This is a genomic window from Nitrosomonas sp. PY1 (assembly GCF_022836435.1).
In the GTDB taxonomy this organism is placed as follows: Bacteria; Pseudomonadota; Gammaproteobacteria; order Burkholderiales; family Nitrosomonadaceae; genus Nitrosomonas.
The window spans coordinates 1,113,047-1,134,654 of sequence record NZ_BQXC01000001.1; the positions used below are offsets into that span (position 1 = coordinate 1,113,047).

Below are 21,608 nucleotides of genomic sequence, written 5' to 3' on the forward strand. Positions count from 1 at the left end.
GTAATCCTATCGTTTACGGTTAATTTTCGTATCCCGGACGATTTGAATATCGCCTTCCAAGGATTGAAATTGGATGAGCTCGTAAGGTTCTAGCCGAACACCAACCAGTTTTTTGTCCTTAGGGTGGATGAGTTGGCGATTCTGATCTGGTGGATCAATGAGTTCTAATTCCGGCTCATATTTTGTTTTATTCGCAGGCTTTTTCTGGGCAACCTGAAACTGTTCGACATAATCGACGCCCGGGATCCTATCCAGCAGGGCATAAATGTCTGATACATAGACGCTCCGGCCGAGCGGCCAGCCAGTGCCATTCACCCCACCAGTCATTGGGGCAAAATAGTGTTTAAGCGCATCGTTCGCCTTGTCAAGGACAACCGTTTCCAACGCATCCGGGTTGATTTTAAGGCGAATGCGGACACGGAGCTTAACGTAGTCCGGCCTAGTAACGTGAAGCCGGGTGGTTATCAGACATCTTTCTTCTAGACAATCTTTCACTGTTTTTATCAAATCGTCGGTTGCAGGCGCTATCATCACTATCACCACGCTGATGTGATCTTCTTTGCGCTGTTTGGGTTTGGCATCCAGATCCCAGCGCGGCAAACAATAAGCGCGGACATTGTTGTCATCAATTGCGGCACGCGCCAGTCGCTCAAAATCATCGACGGTTACCGCGCGCTCTTCATTGCGTAATTTGAGCACCACAGCCTGAATATTTTCATTCAGGGTTTTCTGCTCATCATAGACCCATCGGTCATTTTGTTTTTTGAGCTCATCGTCTTTGCCACTGAGCAGTTGCAGAAAGGCGCGCTGATTCGCTTCGGTTACCCGATTGAGACGGTAGATCTGCATTTCGCTCAGGTGGGCGAACAATTCCACCAGCGTGATGCCGGGATCGGATAGGTTGTGGTTCGTCCATTCCGGTGCGTGCGCGGGTATCAGCGCCAACGCTTCTTCCACCAGATCGGCAAAACGGCGGTCGTCGAGATTAGGGATATCTAAAGGCATAAGTTCGTTCTCATCGATTCAAGGAGCGCTCATTGGTACTTAAGTTTTATCGTGTGGTTGCCGGAATAAATCAGATAGCGGCCGGTCTGTTTGATCTTGTCTACCGTATCCTCGCCGTCTTTTAGTTTTTCAATCGTGCCCAGACTGAGCGTCAAGTCCTGGACATGGTCTATGCCTGAAATAGTCGAAGCCAGACGATAGATATCGGACTGCTGAGGCTGTTCCCCGAACGGCCAACCATTGCCATCCAAGCCACCGCTCAAAGGATGCAGGTAGGTAACCAACCGTTGATAAAAATCTGACTGTACGGTGCTGGCGACCTCGGGGCTTGTCAATACGATTTCCAGTTCGACATCGAGGCTGAGGTAAAGCGGCCCTGCGACCGAAATATCGGCAGTGGCAATGGCATGACGGTTAAGATAATCGCGAACCCGATCAAGCAAAGCCTGATCGGGTAAAGGTTTAGGTGCTGCGGAACGAGGTACGATAATGACGCCAATTTTCCCTGTGCCGGCTTTTTTATCCGCTTCCTCTAATTGGAGCAGTGGATTTTTCTCTACATCGAGTAAAGGCACGCACAATGATCGAGCGACCTCGAACGAAGCCTGCAAGGCAAGATCTTCGAAATCTTCCGCTGTCACTGCACGAAAGCGATGCCGTAACCGCTTGGGCGCATTTTGCTTAACCGAAACTGTAGTTTCGGCATCAGCGCCGCCGCTGGCCGCAGCATGATTGATGACGCTGTCGATATAGGGCAGAGTGGATTGGAGTTGCGTAACTGTTCCAACAGGTTTGTTGCCGGCTTTGCCACCACCGGTTTGATACCAGCTCAGCCGGATATTGCCAATACCGCGCGGTGGAACAAGGCCATTGATACCGTCACCAAAGCGGATTTCGCCGTTTAATCGATCGATGACATAGTGACGTGAATTTGGTCCAGAGCCATGAAAATCAGGTACTTCGTGCCATCGTACCCAAACGGATCTCCGGTTTATTGAATCGTTGCCGAAATGTACCGCATCGCTGCCTTCTTCCTGCTGAATGATTGCCAGTTCGCTTGCCGTCGGAATTTCTGCCTCCGTAACCTCGAGTTTCTGCCCAGACAGTACGGGCGCATGGGTAGCACGAAAACGCTGCCTCTGACTTTCATTACTGGAGCCCAGCACTTCATTCGTCAGGGTAACAGTTTGCGCCGCCATGGTCGTATTCAAACGCAGCCATTGCAATTGTGGCATATTAAGGTAAGCGCCATCGGCAAGCCGTACTCGAAGCCAGAAGTGATCATCCACGCCAAAGTCGGTGCGCTTCTGAATATCGGTAGGCGGTAGCCAGATCACCAGGCCCGAATGCTTCAAGGAATCAGTTTCATCTTGTACTATCGTGGTCAGCCATTTTTCACCATTCCAATATTCCCAAACGAGCCGCGGGGAATCGGAAGAAACAGGCACATCGGATAGGGTGGTATAGTTATATTCAGTTACCGCGATGGCAAAATAAAGTGACAATGGCAGTTTCGGAAAATCGCGTCCTTCCGGCAAACTGAACCCCAGATAGAGAGTAGGTGGTTTAGTAGAGGAGTCAGACTGGTCATCGACTGCCAGTACGAAAGGAGTAATCTCTGTCGATGGCTTGACGATTTCATAATGGAAATCATTGTAAAGCAGAACCGTTTCAAGGTTTTCTGGAGCGGTTGATGTATACGCTAGGCTTAACTGGCTTAACAGCGGCGGCACCAGGGTAGCCGGCTGCCAGGTATAGAGGAAGTCATTGCCATCTTTTTTTGGTTGGCCCTTATCATCCGTTTTAAGTTTGACACCGGCTGGTTTGCCATAATCATTTGCAGAAATGCGCATCCGTATCCAGTAGTTTTCGATACCGGTGATAGTGGAGGCTTTTAAGTCAGGCGGTACGGTAAAAACAAGGGACTTGGATTGGGTGAGGACATCTGTAGCATCAACCATGCCCGCCAATTCTTTCCACAACCCACCGTTCCAATACTCCAAAACCAGCGTGGGCTTTATTCGAGGTGACGGAATTGTTTGATTGCCAGCATCTGTTTGGATGTATTCTTTGGGATCTTTTACCGTAACAGTAAGCGTTACCTGGGCGCCAGCTTTGGAAAATGTTTCCTTATGGGCGAAGTAAAACTTATCGCCGAGTTTAGGCGTTTCACCGAAGGGAAAAAACTCCTGGCCAATATCAATGGGCAAGGTATCGAACGCAGCAGCATCCAGGTTCAATCCTGTTCGTGTCCTTGTCGCGGTCAGGGTGATTTTTTCAATGACGGGCAATTTGATGTTCGAATCAAGCTTCTCGGTTGTTTTGTTCTGGTTGAGAACGAGCCGGCAGCGCAGCCAGCGCGCGCTTACGGAATTGACGACCATTTCCGGCAAGGCTGCAGATAGCGTCAGGTTGACACTGCCCGAAGTCGTCAATCCCTTGGTGGTGTCTGCCGTTGGCGTTATCGATTTCCAGTTTTCCCCGTCGCTGTATTCCCAAACAACCGTTTTATTTCCGTTTTTCGTCAGGGTAAAGTCCAACTTAACTTCAAAAGGTCCAGGTGATTCGAATAAGGCACGATGCCCCAGGTACATAATATGCTCGCTAGGGTTTTCGCCTGCAAATACAGAAAATTCACGAGTAAACGCATCGCCTGGATTACCGGATGACAGCAACATTTGGGTGTATCTGTCCAAGCTGGGCTCGCGCACGCCTATAACCGTTAAAGAGGCCGCCGTTACCACCAATTCATGTTCGGTTTCAAACAGGATAGGTTGTTGTTCGTCTGCTGCCGGCTCTCCACCCACCTGCGTTCCGGCAGGCACAGTCACATCCACCGTGGCGCCTTCCGCAAGCTTAAAGGTTAACGGTACCCGCGCCGGTTGCGGCGGCAATGGCGACGTGCCTAAGAGATCCAGAAAAGCCAGTAGATTCTTCTCAGGTACCTGGTTGAGCCGTTCGATAATGATCTCGGCATAGCGGGAGAATACGGCTATGAGAGCATTGCCCATTGGGTCTTTCTGATCCCAATCAGGCGCATACACCTGCAACAGGTCTTTGATTTGTTTTGACACATCTTGCGCAGTGCGTGGATCGACCAGGGGAGAGCGCTCAATCATCACAATGCTCCACGTTCGAGATAAAACGGATAAACCACGTTAAAGGCATTGTTGGTGGCCCGTACACTGTAATCGATAATAATTAACATCACTTCGCCTTGCTGCTCGGCGCGAACCTGTACATCCTTGACATCAATGCGCGGTTCAAAAGCGAGCAAGGCTTCGCGGATTGCCTCGGTTATGCGGCCAGCGGTCGTATCATCGTTGGTTTCGAAGACCAGATCGTAAATGCCGCAACCAAAATCCGGCCGCATTACCCGCTCGCCCTTGGCTGTGCCCAGGATTGTCCAGATCGATTGGCGTACGCTGTCTTCATAGCGGGCGATACCGAGTCCTTCTTTATCTTCTTTATCCGATTTCGACTTTAATTCCAGCTTTATCGGAAAGCTCCAACCTACGCCAAGAAAATCTTTCGCCATAATTTAACCCATTACCCTATAAAGACAGTGCCAACGGCAATGACGGTGCCGGCCGGCGTATCCGATGGATCGTTACACGTCATGGCGCTGTCGCCATTGCGTGCCGCCATTTTGCCGTTGATTTTGACTTTCGGACTACCAGCTTTGATGGTTGCTTTGTTGCTTGGCGGTTTTTGAAAGGTTGTTCCCGGCGGTGTTGGCATATGCGGTGGGGTATTGTCCGCCGTGCTATCAACGGTAGCGGCAGCCAAGCCCGTGATTTTGACGTTACTGCTAAGATTGCCGTTGATAATGCCGGTAAACGGATGCGGTAAAGGGGTTGGTACAGGCGGTCCCGGTGGCGCCGGTACCATAACGATATGAATATCGGTCCCGACAATTTGATCGCCTTGTTTTGCTGCAGGTTGTCCCATGATGTTTTCCTAATTGATATTAACAAGCTGGCCTTTAACATCTAATGTTGCTTTCGCCTCAAGCTTGGCACTGCCGGCAGACTTAACTTCAAGACTGCTTTTTGCATCCAATACAATCGTATTCGCTGACAGAATTATTTCACCATTGTCCGCGGTAAGTTTGAGGTCCTTGTCGGTAATAATCGAAATGGTTTTGCTGGCGGTATCGACTACAATTTTATTTTTTCCAGATTTGTCTTCTATCTCAATCTTTTCCTTGCCGTCTTCATCGGTCAACCGGATACAATGGCCGCTGCGGGATTTGATCAGGCGGACATTATTTTTGCCGTCGTCATTTTTCACCGGCGGTTTGTCCTTGCCGTTCCATAACGCACCGATGACATAGGGAAAATTCATGTCGCCCTGTTCGAATACGACCAGCACTTCATCGTCGACTTCCGGTATAAAAAAGAAGCCCCGTTGATTACCTGCCATCGGCGTAGCCACTCGTGCCCAATTGCTTTCGTTCTGATCGCTCAGCCATGGATATTTGAGCTTGACTCGGCCCAAGCCTTCAGGATCTTTACTATTGGTAACAATGCCGATTACCGCACCATAAATGCGGGTGCCGGACATATCCGTTTCGTTAGCTTCAAACATGGGAAAAGACATTGTCATGTGGTGTTTCTCCAGCCGGTAAATTGCGTTGCATAGCCTTCAGACCCATAAGTGTGAGTTACCGCTGTTATATAATAATTGCCGCTAAAACGGTTACCCACCCCTTTGATCATTATCACTTCGCCTGCTTTGATTTTTGGATTCCCCTCGCATTGACCTTCACCCCGAACCAAACCTAATGCGCTGACAGCTAAGGCCGCGTCAGCAAGTTGTTGCGCGTATGCTTTATCTGATATGGGAATATTCGTTATCAATGACGAAGACGGGCCAAAGGTTTTTTTTGCCAAATCAGGACCGCATTTATTACCACCCATAGAGACAGTACTAGTAGCGGTTGCGATGATGGCTTTTTTCTCTTTCATGCTCCATCCGAGCGCCTTGGCTTGGCTGACTTGTCCTGCGGTCGAAAGTTGGGCACGAAACTCGTTGAGTTCATTCTTTATTGTTAACTCAAGGATCGCTGTTTTTTGATAACTCGCTGGCTGAAAATAAAGCCTATTATTCTGCATTACCAGTTCATAATGTAGCAGGCGTGCGCGCGCCTGCAGAAAGGCAAAATCGGTTTGGTTGGTTTGAATCAAGTATTCATGAGTAATATTACTATCTTTGGAGTTAACTGAAATCCCAAGCTCTGCTCCTATCTTGCTAGCAATATCGCTGTCTTTCATTTTGACGAAAGTACGTGTTTTATTACCTCGCTGCAAGCGGTGTCTGCGATCGTAACCTCGCACAACAAGCTGTGGCAAACTAGCTGCAAGGTATTCAACCTCAACCAACGTTATTTCGCCGATCATTATGGTTTGCAAGGAATCACCCCAGCCCATTTTTATCTCCACCTGGTCTCCGAGTGCAAATATCGTGTCCTTATTAAGCCAATCGGGCTCGGCATCGGTTTCGTCAGTGGCAGCTAGTTCTAAAGTGAACATGCTGGGTAATTCCACCTGGTCATCCACGGTGATGCGGGTTATCTGCCACGCCAAGTTATCAAGGAGTGCAGCACCGTTCACTTTTAAACTGAATCCTGGAATCTCGATTGAGCCTGGCATAATTTCAACTTACTCACTTTCAGGTATGGTCAGAAGCTTGCCAATTTCAAGTATGCGTGGATTATCAAGGCCATTGGCTTCGGCAATCCGACGCCAGTCAGAGACGTCGTCATACAGTGTAGCGGTAATGTTGGCGAGCGTGTCGCCGCGCTTAATACGATAAGTGGTGAGCTCTGGGTCAGTTTCCCGCTTATCCATCTCCGGTTTTATGTATTCCAAAAGATCAATATCAACATTCGCTCGCAGTGGTTTGCCTTTACCGGAGAATAAAACGAACTGCTGGCTCAGACTCGTGATTACACCGGTAAATGGAAAATCCGATCCTACCGGCGCCTTGCCCCAACTTACCTGCACAGTTGGGGGGCGTTGCAGGTCACGGTCCATGCGGGTAAATAGAATGAGTTTATTGGTCAATTCACGAACATCGGCGTATTTGACACCATTAACCGGTTCCGTAACATCGTAGAATAGCTTTAAGCTTAATTTTCGGCTTCCACCTCCTTTAAAAATGATTCCAGGTGCATTGAAACGCCGGTCGGTACTTCCAGATTCCCAATTCACCGATTTTGAAATCGAATAGTCAGATGGATTGAACATGACCTTTACGGCTTTTTGTTCTAGCCGGCCGCCATTTTTGCCCAGCGGCGTGATGACGAGTTTTTCTAGCGCCATATGCGAATACCCCGCCGATCAAGATCGATGATCAGCTTATTCCAGATAACGCGGCTAACGCGGTCAATAAGCTGAGTCCATTCGCGTTTGCTAAGACGGTCATGGGTGTGTTCCAATTCCGGCATGAAGGCTTGCTTGTCCGGTGAATCCATTTTGTTCTTTTGTTGCTGCCAGGAAGATTCAATTGTGCTGAATTCAGAGCGGGATCTACCTTCCCTGCGGAGCGCCAACTCTGGAATATTGTCATAGACTTGCGCTGTTGTCGGGTCAGCAATGTCATTCTTTCGCTGCCTTAAGAAACTGAGTGTAGAGTTTCTAAGCTGCTGCCTTATTAACGGAGTATCAGACGCTGCTGGTGATTGCTTGGGCGTTGATAACCTTTCGTAATTAGTGGCGTAAACCGGATCCGCGCGTGTGTTTGTTGCGGTGGTAATTTGCCATGCTTTTTTAGCCGCTTGAGGGTGAGGAGAAGCGTAGTCCAAAGGCAATTCCTTGTCGATCAGCGCGCGTGAATAAATAGACGCCGATTTGCTATGACTAATCATTTTTGTTTCTGGTGTTGAAACATTGGGTAGCGTATCTTTCTGATTGGCTTGAATAGTTTCTTTGAGGATCTGGTTTTTTTCTGGCCAGGCGTTTGCGGTGTCTGCTGCCTGCGTAGCGCTTTTCCGTTGTTTACTGACAAAATACTGATCTGAATCAGGTTGACTGGCTTCAATCGAGAAATTATCGTTCTTTTTTATGGCAGTGGAACGAAAATCATGAGTGCGAGTAATGTCACTGTGATCGTGCCCTGATATTGACTCAATACTGGCCCGGCGTAACCGCCATACTGTCTGCTGTTGCTCCGGTTTAGGCAGAGGCTGATTCTCACTGTTTTTAGTTATCGATTTTGGTTTTTCTTCCTTTGCTGGTAAAGGCGGATTGATTACTGCGTGGTTATCTTTGGCATTGATAGTTACAGTTTCCGTGTCGACTTCAGAATAGGTATTTACAGGGTGTATTTTTGCGAACCGGGTTTTGCAAACAGTAGAGTGTTCAGAACTTTTTGCTGGCAAGCCTGTTTGAGTACGGTTGATAACGACACCTGTTGCGCGGTTAGAATTATCTGAATGATTTGTGTCATTTTTTTTAGAAACCAACGTATCGGTGTGATAGGACGAATGAGGAGGCTGTTGGCGATAAACAAATACGCCTGATGCTGCGAGCATCGAGTCGCCTGATTGCCGTCGCGATTTCAACTGAGCCGGTAAAGCAAAGCGGCTGGACAACCACTCGATCAAGCGCAGATAGTGAGCCTGGCTGCGCCTTGTATCGATCACGCCTATTGGCGCGGTAGCGCGTTTTACTAGCCTTCGCGCCAATTGCTGCGGTGCTGTAGGTTCTGATTCAAAGCTGCCATTAGATTTTTGATTCATCTCATCTCTTCCCAGCGCAAACCCTGATGCACCAGCTCAATGCTTTCAAACGCCAATGTTGCGGAGTCGGCTTTAAGATCGGGACCCGTCCATTTGACCGGTAATGCTTGCGAAAAATGCCACGCCATCACTGGTAGCCGGTGGTTGCCGCACAAATAAATCGTACCGTTTTTACGTTTTATTTTGCCTTGCATGACATTCCAGTACCAGTCCCATAAACCATCGATCTGCGTCAGGCCACGTTTTAATACCAGGCGAGGGAATTTGGTACGACCCCAGAAGTTATGTTCAAAGCTATTCACTCCGCCTTCTAAATAAGATTGGGGTTCCATCTCTGCTTGCAAACCGCTGCATTCTGCAAAACCGGCAATCAACAGATTTTCAATTTCCACATGAAAATTGAAAGCGCTTAAAGGGTCACGGCGCAACATGAAGCCAGCTCCTGTTAACGATCATCATTCGATTGTTCATTGAGATTGTGGTTGATTTTTGCAATTTCGTTTACCCATTGTTGCCGTTCCCGGTGTTCAAATTCGAATATCTGCGCATGCGACCAGTGAAAGTGATATGCAATGTAAGCTACCTCCTCATAGAGCCGCGTTAAGGGGTAGCGCCATACTCCCCCGCGCTGTCTAGCTCCACGTCGAATTCTTTTTCGCAATGTGGGCAACGGGTATGAATGAGACTATGGCCATGCTCGTTTATCTGCCGGTAAAGATCCTGCAAATACGCCAGGTCTGCGGCATACAGACCTTCAATGGTTTTCGGATTAATCTGTTCAAGACTGCCAAGTTTGGTGATGACGCGCGCCAACAAAATCACCAAAAGATAAGCTGAATTTCCCTGCACGCGAGGATCCTTAAGCGGCGCGATTTCATCGAAGGCAGTCGCTAACCGCATGACGCCATCGCGGTGCAGGTTTCCTTCCGCATCGGTATAGCCTAATGGCAATGTGAATGTATATTCCGTTTGCAGCATCATTGACCTCTAGGCCTTCTGCACCTGTTCATGGGTAATCTCGAGCGATTCCACAGCAACTTGATTGCTGGTGGCATTGAATGAAGGCCCTGTCCATTTGCTTGGCCAGGCATTAGTGAAATTCCAGCGGATCTTTTCTTGACCAGTTTCATCCAGCAGGATAATGGAGCCATTCTTACGTTCGTGTTTACCGTCGAGCACGGTGCGGTACCACTTCCATAATTCGTCGGAATCGGTAATGCCGCGCTTCAGTGTGATCGGTGAATATTTGTGCATGCCCGGTAACTTCCGCACATGCAGGGGATCACTGCCTTCACGATAATCAATCGCATCGGTGGAAACATCCAGTCCGCCCGCCTCTTGAAAGCCTGCTTGGGTGATGCCGTCTATTTCAACCAAAAAATTATAATCGCGATAAGGATCGGTGCGTGTACCTGTGGGCATGGTAGCTCTCCTGTTGTATTAGTTAGTAAAAATTTTTTATGTACATCGACATAAGTTTTCTGACAAAAAACATGTAAATAAAACGTTAATTCGTGAGTTCTGAAAATCGTTAACTACGGTACCTGCTTATGTGCATCGTTATTTGTGCCTGGATTCAAACATTACCTCCTGCTTCGGTAGATAATTGCTGCCGATGGACGATATGAACCACCACAAATTCCGCTGGGACTATGGGAGCAATACCTATCTCAGTTCTCACCCCACCGTTATCGAGTATATCAGGCGGATTCGTTTCATCATCGCATTTTACGTAGTAAGCCTGTTCGGCCGTATTACCCTGCAAAGCGCCACGTAGCCACAAGCTGTGCAGATACGTATCAAGTTCCCGTTTGATCCGAACCCAAAGATCGAGGGTATTGGGCTCAAAGACCGCCCAGCCCATGTTGGCATCAATCGAGCGTTGCAAGGTGATGACCAGTCGCCTGACGTTGATATAGCGCCATTCCGGTTCACTGCTCAAAGTGCGCGCCCCCATTAACCGGATGCCGCGGCCGGGTGTGGCGCGGATGCAGTTGATGCCGAGGGGATTGAATTGTTCTTGGTTCGAAAAACTTACGTCCGGCACAAGATCGAACACGCCCATTATTTCTTCGTTGGCCGGAGCTTTGAAGAAACCTGCTTTGGCGTCACTGCGAGCGAAGATGCCGGCGACATGACCGCAGGGCGGTATCGGGCGACCTTCATTCACTTTTAGCCAGGGATAATAAATTGCCCCGTATGTTTTGGCAGTACTCATGATAGCTACAAGCTTTTCCAGATAATCGTCGGGTGCCGATTGGAGATCCTGAATGGGAATATCCAGAATAGCGAGGCGGTTGCCTTGTTCCGCACAATGGTTCAATAACCACTGTTGAAACTGAAGAAGAGTTTCAGGCTCCATAAAATTTACCGCATCCGGAGCCGCAATAAGATCGACATCAGTCAACGGCGCTAGCACTTCAACCGCTTTCTCTAGCTGTTCTATAGCTTTAGTTTCAGCGTAAGCGATATAACAGCACACGCCACCATTCTGGAAAAAGCCATTAACCGCGTTAGCTAGAAAGCTATCGCTCTGCTTTTCGAAATAAAAATCGAAGTCTTCCGGGTGATATAACGCCGTGGGTTGCGTTCGCGTGGCAAGGGGATTGCCATTGCCATCTGATTTGGCTTTGGCAACACCGACGAAGCCAGCTATCCCAGTTGGTAGCAGCACCTCCGGTTTCTGAAACTCCTCTTCCCGGTAAACGCCCGGAACCTTGTAGGCAAGGGACATCGTTTCTCCCTTTACTGGTTAGGTCCTGACCATTGACTTATTTGGAAGATAACAAACTCTGCCGGCCGGGCAATGGCCACACCGATCTCGGTAACGACTGCGCCTGCCTCCCGCACATCCGGTGGATTGTTTTCGGCATCGCATTTCACATAAAAGGCTTCCTCCGCGGTATTCCCAAATAAAGCGCCGGAACGCCACACAGTGGTAAGAAACGCGTTGACGTTTCGAGTGATCTTTTGCCATAAAGCCGGTGTGTTGGGTTCAAATACCACCCATTGCGTGTTTTGATCTATGGATTTACGCAAAAACAACAACGTGCGGCGGACATTGATATATTTCAGATCGTAGTTGGCGCTGCCGCCCAGGGTGCGCCCGCCCCACACCAGGATATTGCCGTTCAGCATGCGGATACAGTTGATGCCTTTGGGGTTTAAACCGTCCTGTTGGAATCTGCTTAAAGGTACGGTTACATCGAGCGCACCGCGAATCACTTCATTGGCAGGCGCTTTGTGCACTCCTCTGTTAGTATCGACACGGGCATAAATGCCGGCAATATGGCCACTGGGTGGCACGTTGATCATGTTTTTGGGATTAGCCGGATCAGCGACTTTGATCCAGGGAAAGTACCAAGCCGCGTAATCGGTATTGCCGGGTCTGTCCAGTTTTGTTTCATCCGCCACTCCATTCTCAGGGCCATCCAGGATAGCAAAGCGGTAGAAAATACCGTGCTTATCCGGTTGTCTCCCAAGCCCACTACCGGTAGTATGTTGAGCATCTGCGCCAACCTGAGGTGGTCATGGTTATCGACGTGCTTGAGCGAGACGATTTGCCGTTCCCTCGCTCGCTTCCTGATTTTCAGCGACTGTTCCCGAACGAAGCGGCCTGCGCGGCCTATCTTGAGCGCGCCCGATGGAGCGACGGATTCGTTTGTGACTACTGCGGCACACTCGGAGAGCCTTATCGCTTCGCCAATCGCCCCAGCGTTTGTCGGTGCCGTCACTGCAACCGAGACACGAGCCTCACTGCGGGCACCGTCATGGAACGCACCCACACACCTCTCTCCGTATGGTTCTGGGCAGCCTACTTGGTTGCCAGCCAAACACCCGGTATGTCTGCTGCCCAATTCCAGCGGCAACTCGGGCTGTCGCGTTATGAGACTGCTTTCCAGATTCTCCACAAACTGCGGGTCGGCATGGTGCGTCCCGACCAAGATCGGATTGGTGGCAACCCCTTCGATGCCGTCGAGGCCGATGAAACCTACGTCGGAGGACGTACTCGCGGCAAGGGTCGAGGCGTTCACGACATGGTTCTCGTCGCCGGTGCGGTCGAGGTTAAACAGCGCAAGCACGGTGGCAGCCTCAATAAGCGGAGGACTGGGCGTTACGCCGGACGTGTTCGGCTCGCTGTGGTGCCAGACCGCAGTGCCAAATCGTTGGGCGGTTTCATTGAGCGCGTCGTTACGCCAGGCGCCACCATCATTACCGATGACTGGAGCGGCTACGCGGCGCTTGAAAAGCGAGGGTATCTTCATACCGCCGTTGCGGAACGTGGCGACATGCAAGTTGCCGAAACTTTTCTGCCCATCATTCACCTCGTGTTCTCCAATCTCAAAACATGGTTACGTGGCATTCACCACGGCGTCAGCCCGCAACACCTGCAAGCCTATCTCAACGAATTCACGTTTCGATTCAACCGCCGTTTCTACCCTTTCAACGCATTCCGTTCCCTGCTTGGCATTGCTGGTGATGTCACTGCGCCGACGTATGCTGAACTTTATACAAAAAAATCACGGCCCACTACTACATCTAGCTACCTTGGGAGTTAACCGGATAAGCACGGAAAATACCTTCGTATTGCGCGCAGTGGTTGATAAGCAATTGTTGAATGCTTTTTTCAGTTTGCCCGGGAGCGGCTACCAGTGCGACTTCATCAATACTTGCTAAGGCAGGCAATACCTCTTTTTCAATATTCCCCGCGCTATCGGTACAGACAATGTAACAGCGGCTGCCGCCATTATTGAAAAAACCAAAGACCGCCTGTGCCAAAAAACGCTTTGGTTCCGCTACTGACAAATCAAAAAAAGTGTTTTTGAAATCACCAAAGCTCGTGCAAAGTATGGGAGTATTTTTGGGGTATGCCGGTGGCATATATTGATAACTTATAGTAACCGACTTATCTTTAATCAGTGCTTGATCCGTTATTTTAACAACAACTTTATATTTAGAAGGATCTACTTCATCTTTGGAGTTATCAGATATAGTTATTTTATCTGTCTCAATCGAAGTGGAAGCACCATCTGTAAATACTTTGACTGATTTATCTAATATTTGGTTTATCCCAGGTTTTGGATTTGATGCAAGTAAAAAGCTCTTTATTTCAAACTCAGTCTGAATTTTTTTGTTTTTTCCAAAGTCTTCCGATTTTTTAAAAGTAACCTTGTATTCATAACTTATTGTTATTTCTTTACTATCATCAAGCGCTTCAGCATTTTTGAATGTTAATTTGGCGGCAGAATTATCGTCTACGATTTTTACATCATCACCATCAACCTTAATTCCATCTACTGTGACGCGATAAGAACCTTGTGTTGTGATAACAGGATAATTCTTCAGAAGGAAATTACCAGCATCTCCTTTTCCCTTAAATTTCTCATTTGCAGTCGCTGTCTTATTTCCGAATTCCGATAGAACGCCTATAAACGCGGTGGTACTAGTGCTGACACCAGTTATCGCCTTGATACCGGAATCGATTTCTTGGACATACACGCCGGGTGATTTATAACTTGCTAAATTTACAAAAGCCATAACATTCTCCTTGCAAAAAAAAATGAAATTGAAAAGCTTACAGTTCTATGTTCATGGGATTTTCGGTCTGCTTATTTTTAACCGGCACAGTTACTTTAATCGTTTTTTCGGGACCGCCTTCTTTGGCTGCTTTAATCGTATAAGTGCCGGCAGTAAGTAATCCAAACTGGTAACAGCCATTTGCATCCGTATGGGTTGTCAGTCCCAAATCAACCACGCTGATCAGCACGTTTTCGAGAGGATTTCCATCAGCGTCTTTGACGAATCCACCCACGCGATAGCCCTCTGAGCGTTGATCAGGCATGACACGTTCCTCAGTTGGGGCAGAACGTAGGCCAAGAATAATATCGTGTAATTGCACAAGCGGCGCTTCTACTGGATTTTCCTCAATCTTATCCATGCTGATGGTGATCGAAACGGTAATCGACGGTCGCAATTTATTACCCAGAGCAGTCCAAAATTCGGAGGGATCTTTCAAACCATCGGAACGGGCAACCATAACAGGCAATGGCGGCGACTGATTCTTGAGTTTGCCCTGCAAAAACTTACCAGGAATATGAGAATAGCTTGATAAAACTTGCAAAACCTGGCTAAGCAGTTGATGTTCCTGCAGGATTGGTTCAGCTCCGCCCACTGGCCAGGCGGTGATTAAATAGGAGCAAGCAATACGTAAAGGCGGACGCTGGATGGTTACCCGTTGGTCAACGAAGCGGGTGATAGGTTCGTTGGTGCGCAACTCCATATTTTCCCGGATATCATACAAGAACAAATTGATGGTTGTTTGCGCAGGACTAAACGATTCCGCTGGCCGGTCAAACACAATCTGGGCGGCTTCCAATTCCGGATAATCGACGGCAAGTGCTTTATCATCCAAAATTTTCCGTAAGGTTTCACTGAGATCGCGAATCATGAAGCCGCTCCTTTAAACCCATTCCAACTGCGGCCGAGTTTCTGATGTTCCCGGCGTGCTGCGTGCAAGAGGTGTGGCATGCGAATGACACCGCCATCGTTCGCTGCATAAAAGGCCGAAGCGAGCCCGATGTTCTTAATATTACCTCCTGCTACTCGTATTTCCCGAGCCAAAATCTGGAAGTCGACATCATCTCCAACGGGAACATCAGCAGGAAATAACGTTTCCCAAATACGTTTTCGGTAATTCTCATCCGGCATAGGGAACTCAATGATAAATTGTAAGCGCCGGACAAACGCATCATCCAGGTGATTTTTCAGATTGGTCGCCAGAATCGCAATACCTTCATACTCTTCCATTTTTTGCAGAAGATAACCGACTTCAATGTTGGCATAACGATCATGAGCATCTTTAACTTCGGAGCGCTTCCCAAAAAGCGCATCAGCTTCGTCAAAAAATAAAATTGCGTTGGCATCTTCGGCGGCGCTGAAAATCTTATCCAGGTTTTTTTCGGTTTCTCCAATGTATTTGCTGACGATTTGAGATAAGTCGATTTTGTAAAGATCAAGACCTATTTGATTCGCTATGACCTCTGCGGCCATAGTCTTGCCCGTACCTGGCGGTCCCGAAAATAATATGTTCAAGCCACGACCGAGCGATAATTTCCTGCCTAATCCCCAAACGTTGTAAACCGTGTATTGATGGTTGAACTGTAAACAGATTTCCTCAAGCTGTGAGCGTTGATCATCTGGTAGTATTAGGTCGTTCCATTGATAACTGGGGGAAATTTTTCGGGCAAGTGTACTTAGCGCATGGCCTGTTTGATTTCGTGCGGCAAGCATCAGGTCGCTTAGCTTAAGTTTGTAATCAGGGGTCATCAACTTAAGCCATTTCGCCTGCGTTTGAGCCATTTCACAAGAGGCTGAAATCTGTCCTGGCGTAAAACGAAATCGTTGCGCCAAATGGTTGAAGTCTAAGATAGTGAGGGGAGTATCCGCTAAATGTTTTTGCCATAGTGCTTGCCTGATTTCAACAGTGGGCATGGTCAAAGCTAGCGTCATAACTGAATATAGACAATTACGAAAAATCCAACCTTCATCCTTGCCAGAAAGCACTATGAGACCAGGATTCCGTTCAATTAACTCAGATATGCACTGAAATTCATGTCTATGGCTTTCGAAATCTAATACATCAGCATTCTCTATGTAAATAAGCGCACTCTGGAACCATGCTTCTAAAACGAGTTGTCGACAAACTTGGTTGAAATCCAAGTGCATTTTTAATGCTTTTTCTACCTTGAAAGTAATTAACCGCATGCCTTTTTGCATGGCAATAGCTTCGGCAACTTGCTTTCTGCCAGAACCTATTTTGCCGTACAAGTAAATGTTACACGCAGCATCTTCTTTGTCGGCTCCCGTTATCCATCTTTTTAAGGCTGTCTTAATGGGGTCATTCAAGTATAGGTCATCCAAAGCCATAGTCGGTTCTGAATGACTACAAAAAGAGATAAGTCGTTCATCCATTTCTGTTTCACCGCATAACCACTGAACAAATCGAGAATTAATAAATAATGTTGAGGAGAGAAAAGAATAGGTTGCCTGATGCGCTTCAGAACCAAGCGTAATTAGTCCTGTCCTTAGCAAGGGCGACTCTGGGGTAAATCTGGCTCGATTAACCAGTTTCTCCTCAGTTGTCTGGCATAGCAGGCTAAGTGCCAGATCAATGCTGGGACGTTTTCGCGTAATATCGTCCTGTAAAAAGGCATAAATACGTTCGTAACGGAGATCGAACTCCGGAGCCATCGCAATAATGAGTACATCGATATCAAATGTGCTAAGGCAAAAATGCTTGGCGAGAAGAGAAAGTCTGGGAGAGTGCTTTATGGAGGCTTCATTTGAATTAACCAAGGAACTCCACAACAACGACTTGCATGGAGGCCGATCGAGTAAGCGACTGACTTCTTCTGGCTGTATTTGCAAACCCGGTAAGATTCCGGATTGAGCCGATTCGTATAAATTTTGGGTTAAGTCTAAAGCGGATCCTAGTAAACCATCCAGTCGAGTAAAAGCTATGGCCAGCCCTTCAGCTGCATTCACTTTATCAACTTTTATTTTTGTTATCATTATCCGCCGCCAAACCCAATAAATTAGGGTTTTTTAACTTCTTATTTCCATCATCTTTTAAGATGATGGCCTTGTTATTATCTTGGCAATACTACTAAATTATTCTTGAATATCCTTAGCTGTAGCCAAATTCCCAAGTCAACAGTTGCAATTGGATAATATCCCAATAAAAAAAACAAAACAACTTTTATCTATATTCCAATCAGACTCAAGGCCAATAACATAATTAGCTTGATCAATAGTAGTTAGTTATCCTTAAGAGGATATTCCAACAATTCTTTCTATTCCTAATGCTATCAATGCGGACTGGGGTTGGAGTTGCCTCCTTTGAACGGACACATTATGTTCTGCTTTAAGGAGAAGTAAGATGACTGAAGTGTGCTGTCAAAAATGGAGTCCATGTGTTTAGGCAGTGCGTAGATTTGCATAGTACTGCTGCGAAAATTGCACAGGCGATAAATAGCCCAATTTTTCTTGCTTGCGCTGTCGGTTATAGAATATTTCGATATATTCGGTAATCTCAGCAATGGTTTGTTGGCGTGGTTTGTACTCCGTGATCCGATAAATCATGATGCAAACGTTTTGCATCATGGGTTTCTCGTGTGTGCTGGTGAGATCACGGTCAGTTTTCTGGAAAACGCGTCGTACAGTTTTTCGGCCATTGCAATGGCTCTGTTGCAAAAAATCTGTATTGTGGCTTAGCATTGTTTTTTAGACGGACAGAAGCGAAGAGTTGTGATTTTAAATGACGGTCTTGCCAGAGCAGCATCATTTTGGGCTGTGTCAGATGGCACTGCAAATATGGAATCAGTTACCAACCCGAAATATGAGGGCGGCCAAGCGTTTTTTGGGAAAAGCATTGAAATCTACCAAGCCATGGGCACATCCAGAAACGATCAACGCAGATAAAGCGTCAACTTAACCATTTACTCTGCTAATTTTTTCTTGTCATATTGGTATCAATTTTTTCGATTGCGGCTTGTGTGTACTGTGACCAAGTGCTGTTTTCCTTTGATATTAAACTTTCTACCCGTTGAACGAAGTTTCGAAATGACATTTCTTCTTGATATGGGTCAGTCCTAGTTAAAAATAAAAACTTTTCATGCTTTAATGATTCGCAAGTAGCTCTATATTCTGTCCAGTTTTCTTGAAACTGATTCAAGCCAATGAATGCGGATATTAAAGCTATTAAAGTGCCTAGTAGTCCGATAACTAAGGTTGCTGGGAAAGGATCTTTCGCAAACCCAGCTATTAAGGGAATTGCTGAGGCAGAGAAAATTTCTATCGTTCTTAACCATTTAAACCAACACTGCGCAGCTTTGCTCTTCCGATCATACCAGTCGATTTGGCTGTCTACTCTTGATATTATGTATTCTTCTTCGTCCATGTGTGACTCCTGTTTTGTGTCTAACAATATGTTTCTTCATGATTTTCAGAAATACAAAAGAATTAACACAATCTGTAAACACACTTCACTTCTATAAGCACTTAAATTCCTAAGATCCATTTTAAAATAACTTCCAGGCGCTAACCTCACTAAAACCACTTATTGTGAGTAGTTGACGAGAATCAGGGTTAAAACTCTGCAAAAACATTCTTCCTTCATGGGCATCGAGTGTTCGAATTAATTGCCCTGTCTCGCCTTTACTGGTGAACCTTTACTAGCTGTAGCCAGAAATGTAACATCTTTATTTTTATTTCAATAAATTTCATATCTTTTTCTTCTGATTCGATTTTTTTGGAATACAGAACGATTCATAGCGCCTGAGCCATTTGAATTAATAACTACATTAAATAATTTTTCATCTTCGATCGAATTGATCGTTCAAGGTGATAAATTAATGACGTCCCATATTGTAATCCCCCTTTTCATTTTGCTCTCGAAATTCAATTTCCCAAAAGATTTCTTTGATTTCTACATCCATAGTATCCAAGCGATGAAATATATAAAAAATCAGAGCCTGATCATTCAAAGTAATTTAAAAAGGTCAAAGAGATTTGATACAAAATATTGAATAGAATTTTGTTGATTTGTGTGAATGGATTGTCCTAGCACAAGATATTTAACTGCTTTTGGAAAAGGCCAGAAATCTATAAAGCCATGAGCGCATCCAGAAACAATTAACACAGATAAAGCGCCAACTTTTGGCCTTGCCATTGATGAATTGAAGAAGGAGGGGTACGAAGGATACGATTTATCGGCGGACAATTCAGCGTTTACAGCGCATAGCTAACAGATCAAAGCTTATCACCCTGAAACCGCACTATTTTTGCAACAGAGCCTTAACGGCATACGCCACCGTTAAGTGCATTGTCAGGGTCGCAATCCAAAACTGATTCGAGCTCAACGAGCTTACTGACAAAAGGGGCAGAACACGGAATTTCTGATTCGCTTCCTTTATTATTCACTCGCAATCCTGCGTGGCGATGCTTACCTTCAGTATAATCAAAAATTGTGTAGCTAACTGCTTGATTTTGGAAAGTCACTTCGATGCGATTGGTTTGAAAACGGAAATACCGAGCTAACAAAAATTGTTCTTTTCCTTCGGCAGGATTTTCAGGGTACCGCAGCGCTATTTTTCCGGAACGGCCAAAGCGGTACTGCAGACCTCCTGATGAAGTGCCACAAAGATTAGCCCAGCTTCCTTTTTTGGTTTTGCAATGAAAGAATTGAATTTCCTGAGGTTCACATAAACCCAGAATTGGAGAAGCTTTTGCTTGCCATGACACCAGAATCAGGCCCAATAAAAAGATAAGAATAAGCTTTTGCATGTTTGTTTATATGAAGAAAGATTAAGTCGTTTTAAAACGATTGTATGCTTCACTCAATTTTGTGTCATAGTTATTCGCTTTATAATTTTGACCGTTATATCTCCTTGCGAAATCAACCCAATTTTTACTGCTTAGGGCTTTGAGCATGGAACTGTCATTGGCCACGAAGCTTACAAATGCCTTGAGGTGTTCCAGTTCTGCTTTTGTCATTGCGAAAACGAATGCTTCAACCGAATTAAATCCGGCAGCACGATAATTGCTTCCCATGATTTGAAATCGCCCCCAAGAGACGGAGCTCAGGGCGGCATTTGAATCCAGTTTATACGCCTTTTCTAGCTTCCCATATTGTTCAGAGAATTTTCCGTAACCGCCTGCTATTTTATTTGAGATATCAGGATATGCGATATCGTATTTACCGCCAGTAAGTCGATGGAAATAATGACGTTCAAAGAGAATCCGTGGACGTCCAAGCTTATCAAATGCTTCACCGGCGGTTTCAACCTCGGCAATCGCTTTGATGACCGCAGATTCAACCTTCAATTGGCTTGCCGCTAGATTGTAGTCATTCTCACTCAATCCCCTATCGGGATTGCTCTGCGGTTGGAATAGGGAAGTCAAGTCAGGCACTTTCTCTGTACTATAATTGATAGCAAAGCGCTTGTATGCTTCACTCAATTTTGAGTCATAGTTATTTTCTTTATAGTTTTGACCGTTATATTTCCTTGCGAAGTCGGCCCAGTTTTTATTACTTAGGGCTTTAAGCATGGAGCTGTCATTAGCTACGAAGCTTACAAATGCCTTGAGGTGTTCCAGTTCTGCTTTTGTCATTGCGAAAACGAATGCTTCAACCGAATTAAATCCGGCAGCACGATAATTGCTTCCCATGATTTGAAATCGCCCCCAAGAGACGGAGCTCAGGGCGGCATTTGAATCCAGTTTATACGCCTTTTCTAGCTTCCCATATTGTTCAGAGAATTTTCCGTAACCGCCTGCTATTTTATTTGAGATATCAGGATATGCGATATCGTATTTACCGCCAGTAAGTCGATGGAAATAATGACGTTCAAAGAGAATCCGTGGACGTCCAAGCTTATCAAATGCTTCACCGGCGGTTTCAACCTCGGCAATCGCTTTGATGACCGCAGATTCAACCTTCAATTGGCTTGCCGCTAGATTGTAGTCATTCTCACTCAATCCCCTATCGGGATTGCTCTGCGGCTGGAATAGGAAAATCAAGTCAGGTACTTCCTCAGTACTATAATTCATTGCATTTCTCCTTTACTGAGTAAATCACAAATTATGTCATGGTTATTGATCCTGGAGCTATGATCATTTCTGGTGTATGACAGGTGATGTATGCTGAGAGGCTTCTGCCACGAGTGGATAGTTTTGCAAAGGTTTCTGAATGTGATTTTTATCACTTATACTATCGTTTTGTATTGTTATACTCCTAAGAAGAGGGCAGTGGTGCGGTTGATACACAAAAATAACAATCTGTAGTTCTTGGCACGGATGT

At 46.3% G+C, this 21,608-nt stretch carries 23 protein-coding genes and 1 pseudogene; 2 read left to right on the forward strand and 22 right to left on the reverse strand.

Annotated features, from left to right (window positions below; genetic code table 11):
• Nucleotides 1-6: 6 nt before the first annotated feature.
• The 14 genes from W03_RS05260 to W03_RS05320 all read right to left on the reverse strand — a co-directional run bounded on the left by W03_RS05260 (nt 7) and on the right by W03_RS05320 (nt 12,163).
• Nucleotides 7-1,005 (reverse strand): baseplate J/gp47 family protein, encoded by a 999-nt coding sequence (locus W03_RS05260; RefSeq protein WP_244071974.1) that lies wholly within the window; start codon nt 1,003-1,005, stop codon nt 7-9.
• Between the two features lie 29 nt (nt 1,006-1,034).
• Nucleotides 1,035-4,124: a putative baseplate assembly protein gene (locus W03_RS05265; RefSeq protein WP_244071975.1), complete on the reverse strand. Its 3,090-nt coding sequence runs from the start codon at nt 4,122-4,124 to the stop codon at nt 1,035-1,037.
• On the reverse strand, nt 4,124-4,543 hold the full coding sequence (locus tag W03_RS05270; protein ID WP_244071976.1) for a GPW/gp25 family protein: 420 nt from the start codon (nt 4,541-4,543) through the stop codon (nt 4,124-4,126). Before W03_RS05270 ends, W03_RS05265 begins: the two co-directional genes overlap by 1 nt.
• A gap of 11 nt (nt 4,544-4,554) precedes the next feature.
• Nucleotides 4,555-4,956, reverse strand: a complete 402-nt coding sequence (locus W03_RS05275) for a PAAR domain-containing protein (RefSeq protein ID WP_244071977.1) — start codon at nt 4,954-4,956, stop codon at nt 4,555-4,557.
• A gap of 9 nt (nt 4,957-4,965) precedes the next feature.
• Complete coding sequence (locus tag W03_RS05280) at nt 4,966-5,607, reverse strand: phage baseplate assembly protein V (protein ID WP_244071978.1); 642 nt, start codon at nt 5,605-5,607, stop codon at nt 4,966-4,968.
• Between the two features lie 2 nt (nt 5,608-5,609).
• Nucleotides 5,610-6,659 (reverse strand): phage late control D family protein, encoded by a 1,050-nt coding sequence (locus W03_RS05285; protein ID WP_244071979.1) that lies wholly within the window; start codon nt 6,657-6,659, stop codon nt 5,610-5,612.
• A gap of 9 nt (nt 6,660-6,668) precedes the next feature.
• Nucleotides 6,669-7,331 carry a LysM peptidoglycan-binding domain-containing protein gene (locus W03_RS05290; protein ID WP_244071980.1) on the reverse strand — a complete coding sequence of 221 codons (663 nt, stop codon included), beginning with the start codon at nt 7,329-7,331 and terminating at the stop codon, nt 6,669-6,671.
• Nucleotides 7,322-8,749 carry a hypothetical protein gene (locus W03_RS05295; RefSeq protein WP_244071981.1) on the reverse strand — a complete coding sequence of 476 codons (1,428 nt, stop codon included), beginning with the start codon at nt 8,747-8,749 and terminating at the stop codon, nt 7,322-7,324. The genes W03_RS05290 and W03_RS05295 overlap by 10 nt, the downstream gene beginning before the upstream one ends.
• Nucleotides 8,746-9,180: a phage tail protein gene (locus W03_RS05300; RefSeq protein WP_244071982.1), complete on the reverse strand. Its 435-nt coding sequence runs from the start codon at nt 9,178-9,180 to the stop codon at nt 8,746-8,748. Before W03_RS05300 ends, W03_RS05295 begins: the two co-directional genes overlap by 4 nt.
• 14 nt (nt 9,181-9,194) lie before the next feature.
• Nucleotides 9,195-9,419, reverse strand: a complete 225-nt coding sequence (locus W03_RS13525; RefSeq protein WP_375792712.1) for a DUF6760 family protein — start codon at nt 9,417-9,419, stop codon at nt 9,195-9,197.
• Nucleotides 9,350-9,730, reverse strand: a complete 381-nt coding sequence (locus W03_RS05305; protein WP_244071983.1) for a hypothetical protein — start codon at nt 9,728-9,730, stop codon at nt 9,350-9,352. The genes W03_RS13525 and W03_RS05305 overlap by 70 nt, the downstream gene beginning before the upstream one ends.
• A 6-nt stretch (nt 9,731-9,736) precedes the next feature.
• Nucleotides 9,737-10,171 carry a phage tail protein gene (locus W03_RS05310; RefSeq protein ID WP_244071984.1) on the reverse strand — a complete coding sequence of 145 codons (435 nt, stop codon included), beginning with the start codon at nt 10,169-10,171 and terminating at the stop codon, nt 9,737-9,739.
• A gap of 154 nt (nt 10,172-10,325) precedes the next feature.
• Nucleotides 10,326-11,483 carry a phage tail sheath subtilisin-like domain-containing protein gene (locus W03_RS05315; RefSeq protein WP_244071985.1) on the reverse strand — a complete coding sequence of 386 codons (1,158 nt, stop codon included), beginning with the start codon at nt 11,481-11,483 and terminating at the stop codon, nt 10,326-10,328.
• Between the two features lie 11 nt (nt 11,484-11,494).
• Nucleotides 11,495-12,163 (reverse strand): phage tail sheath C-terminal domain-containing protein, encoded by a 669-nt coding sequence (locus W03_RS05320; RefSeq protein WP_244071986.1) that lies wholly within the window; start codon nt 12,161-12,163, stop codon nt 11,495-11,497.
• Between the two features lie 116 nt (nt 12,164-12,279).
• Here W03_RS05320 and W03_RS05325 point away from each other — a divergent pair, with 116 nt between their 5' ends.
• Nucleotides 12,280-13,308, forward strand: a complete 1,029-nt coding sequence (locus tag W03_RS05325; RefSeq protein ID WP_244070736.1) for an IS1595 family transposase — start codon at nt 12,280-12,282, stop codon at nt 13,306-13,308.
• Here the strand turns inward: W03_RS05325 and W03_RS05330 are convergent.
• The 4 genes from W03_RS05330 to W03_RS13455 all read right to left on the reverse strand — a co-directional run bounded on the left by W03_RS05330 (nt 13,289) and on the right by W03_RS13455 (nt 18,025).
• A complete protein-coding gene (locus W03_RS05330; RefSeq protein ID WP_244071987.1) occupies nt 13,289-14,287 on the reverse strand; it encodes a hypothetical protein in 999 nt (332 codons plus the stop codon). The two genes, W03_RS05325 and W03_RS05330, sit on opposite strands and share 20 nt — an antisense overlap.
• Before the next feature lie 37 nt (nt 14,288-14,324).
• Nucleotides 14,325-15,197: a Pvc16 family protein gene (locus tag W03_RS05335; protein ID WP_244071988.1), complete on the reverse strand. Its 873-nt coding sequence runs from the start codon at nt 15,195-15,197 to the stop codon at nt 14,325-14,327.
• On the reverse strand, nt 15,194-17,320 hold the full coding sequence (locus tag W03_RS05340) for an AAA family ATPase (protein ID WP_244071989.1): 2,127 nt from the start codon (nt 17,318-17,320) through the stop codon (nt 15,194-15,196). Before W03_RS05340 ends, W03_RS05335 begins: the two co-directional genes overlap by 4 nt.
• A gap of 405 nt (nt 17,321-17,725) precedes the next feature.
• A complete protein-coding gene (locus W03_RS13455; RefSeq protein ID WP_309296084.1) occupies nt 17,726-18,025 on the reverse strand; it encodes an IS3 family transposase in 300 nt (99 codons plus the stop codon).
• A 112-nt stretch (nt 18,026-18,137) separates the two neighbouring features.
• Here W03_RS13455 and W03_RS05350 point away from each other — a divergent pair.
• Nucleotides 18,138-18,239: pseudogene (locus tag W03_RS05350) on the forward strand (IS6 family transposase); the annotation flags it as partial.
• Between the two features lie 15 nt (nt 18,240-18,254).
• Here W03_RS05350 and W03_RS05355 read toward each other — a convergent pair.
• The 4 genes from W03_RS05355 to W03_RS05370 all read right to left on the reverse strand — a co-directional run bounded on the left by W03_RS05355 (nt 18,255) and on the right by W03_RS05370 (nt 21,358).
• On the reverse strand, nt 18,255-18,707 hold the full coding sequence (locus tag W03_RS05355; protein ID WP_244071990.1) for a DUF4231 domain-containing protein: 453 nt from the start codon (nt 18,705-18,707) through the stop codon (nt 18,255-18,257).
• A gap of 582 nt (nt 18,708-19,289) precedes the next feature.
• Complete coding sequence (locus W03_RS05360; protein WP_244071991.1) at nt 19,290-19,478, reverse strand: hypothetical protein; 189 nt, start codon at nt 19,476-19,478, stop codon at nt 19,290-19,292.
• 125 nt (nt 19,479-19,603) lie between these two features.
• Entirely contained in the window at nt 19,604-20,092 is a 489-nt protein-coding gene (locus tag W03_RS05365; RefSeq protein ID WP_244071992.1) for a hypothetical protein, read from the reverse strand.
• A 21-nt stretch (nt 20,093-20,113) separates the two neighbouring features.
• Nucleotides 20,114-21,358, reverse strand: a complete 1,245-nt coding sequence (locus W03_RS05370) for an N-acetylmuramidase family protein (RefSeq protein WP_244071993.1) — start codon at nt 21,356-21,358, stop codon at nt 20,114-20,116.
• Nucleotides 21,359-21,608: the final 250 nt, after the last annotated feature.

Excerpts from the sequence above, each read along its gene's own strand:
- W03_RS05330 (WP_244071987.1), bottom strand. The coding sequence starts at position 14,287 with ATGGCTTTTGTAAATTTAGCAAGTTATAAATCACCCGGCGTGTATGTC.
- W03_RS05310 (WP_244071984.1), bottom strand. The coding sequence starts at position 10,171 with ATGCCCACAGGTACACGCACCGATCCTTATCGCGATTATAATTTTTTG.
- W03_RS05315 (WP_244071985.1), bottom strand. The coding sequence starts at position 11,483 with ATGTCCCTTGCCTACAAGGTTCCGGGCGTTTACCGGGAAGAGGAGTTT.
- W03_RS05260 (WP_244071974.1), bottom strand. The coding sequence starts at position 1,005 with ATGCCTTTAGATATCCCTAATCTCGACGACCGCCGTTTTGCCGATCTG.
- W03_RS05305 (WP_244071983.1), bottom strand. The coding sequence starts at position 9,730 with ATGATGCTGCAAACGGAATATACATTCACATTGCCATTAGGCTATACC.
- W03_RS05325 (WP_244070736.1), top strand. The coding sequence starts at position 12,280 with ATGGTTATCGACGTGCTTGAGCGAGACGATTTGCCGTTCCCTCGCTCG.
- W03_RS05355 (WP_244071990.1), bottom strand. The coding sequence starts at position 18,707 with ATGGACGAAGAAGAATACATAATATCAAGAGTAGACAGCCAAATCGAC.
- W03_RS05335 (WP_244071988.1), bottom strand. The coding sequence starts at position 15,197 with ATGATTCGCGATCTCAGTGAAACCTTACGGAAAATTTTGGATGATAAA.
- W03_RS05300 (WP_244071982.1), bottom strand. The coding sequence starts at position 9,180 with ATGTTGCGCCGTGACCCTTTAAGCGCTTTCAATTTTCATGTGGAAATT.
- W03_RS05280 (WP_244071978.1), bottom strand. The coding sequence starts at position 5,607 with ATGTCTTTTCCCATGTTTGAAGCTAACGAAACGGATATGTCCGGCACC.
- W03_RS05285 (WP_244071979.1), bottom strand. The coding sequence starts at position 6,659 with ATGCCAGGCTCAATCGAGATTCCAGGATTCAGTTTAAAAGTGAACGGT.
- W03_RS05295 (WP_244071981.1), bottom strand. The coding sequence starts at position 8,749 with ATGAATCAAAAATCTAATGGCAGCTTTGAATCAGAACCTACAGCACCG.
- W03_RS05365 (WP_244071992.1), bottom strand. The coding sequence starts at position 20,092 with ATGCAAAAGCTTATTCTTATCTTTTTATTGGGCCTGATTCTGGTGTCA.
- W03_RS05370 (WP_244071993.1), bottom strand. The coding sequence starts at position 21,358 with ATGAATTATAGTACTGAGGAAGTACCTGACTTGATTTTCCTATTCCAG.
- W03_RS05275 (WP_244071977.1), bottom strand. The coding sequence starts at position 4,956 with ATGGGACAACCTGCAGCAAAACAAGGCGATCAAATTGTCGGGACCGAT.
- W03_RS13455 (WP_309296084.1), bottom strand. The coding sequence starts at position 18,025 with ATGCTAAGCCACAATACAGATTTTTTGCAACAGAGCCATTGCAATGGC.
- W03_RS05270 (WP_244071976.1), bottom strand. The coding sequence starts at position 4,543 with ATGGCGAAAGATTTTCTTGGCGTAGGTTGGAGCTTTCCGATAAAGCTG.
- W03_RS05265 (WP_244071975.1), bottom strand. The coding sequence starts at position 4,124 with ATGATTGAGCGCTCTCCCCTGGTCGATCCACGCACTGCGCAAGATGTG.
- W03_RS05340 (WP_244071989.1), bottom strand. The coding sequence starts at position 17,320 with ATGATAACAAAAATAAAAGTTGATAAAGTGAATGCAGCTGAAGGGCTG.
- W03_RS05290 (WP_244071980.1), bottom strand. The coding sequence starts at position 7,331 with ATGGCGCTAGAAAAACTCGTCATCACGCCGCTGGGCAAAAATGGCGGC.
- W03_RS05360 (WP_244071991.1), bottom strand. The coding sequence starts at position 19,478 with ATGGCAAGGCCAAAAGTTGGCGCTTTATCTGTGTTAATTGTTTCTGGA.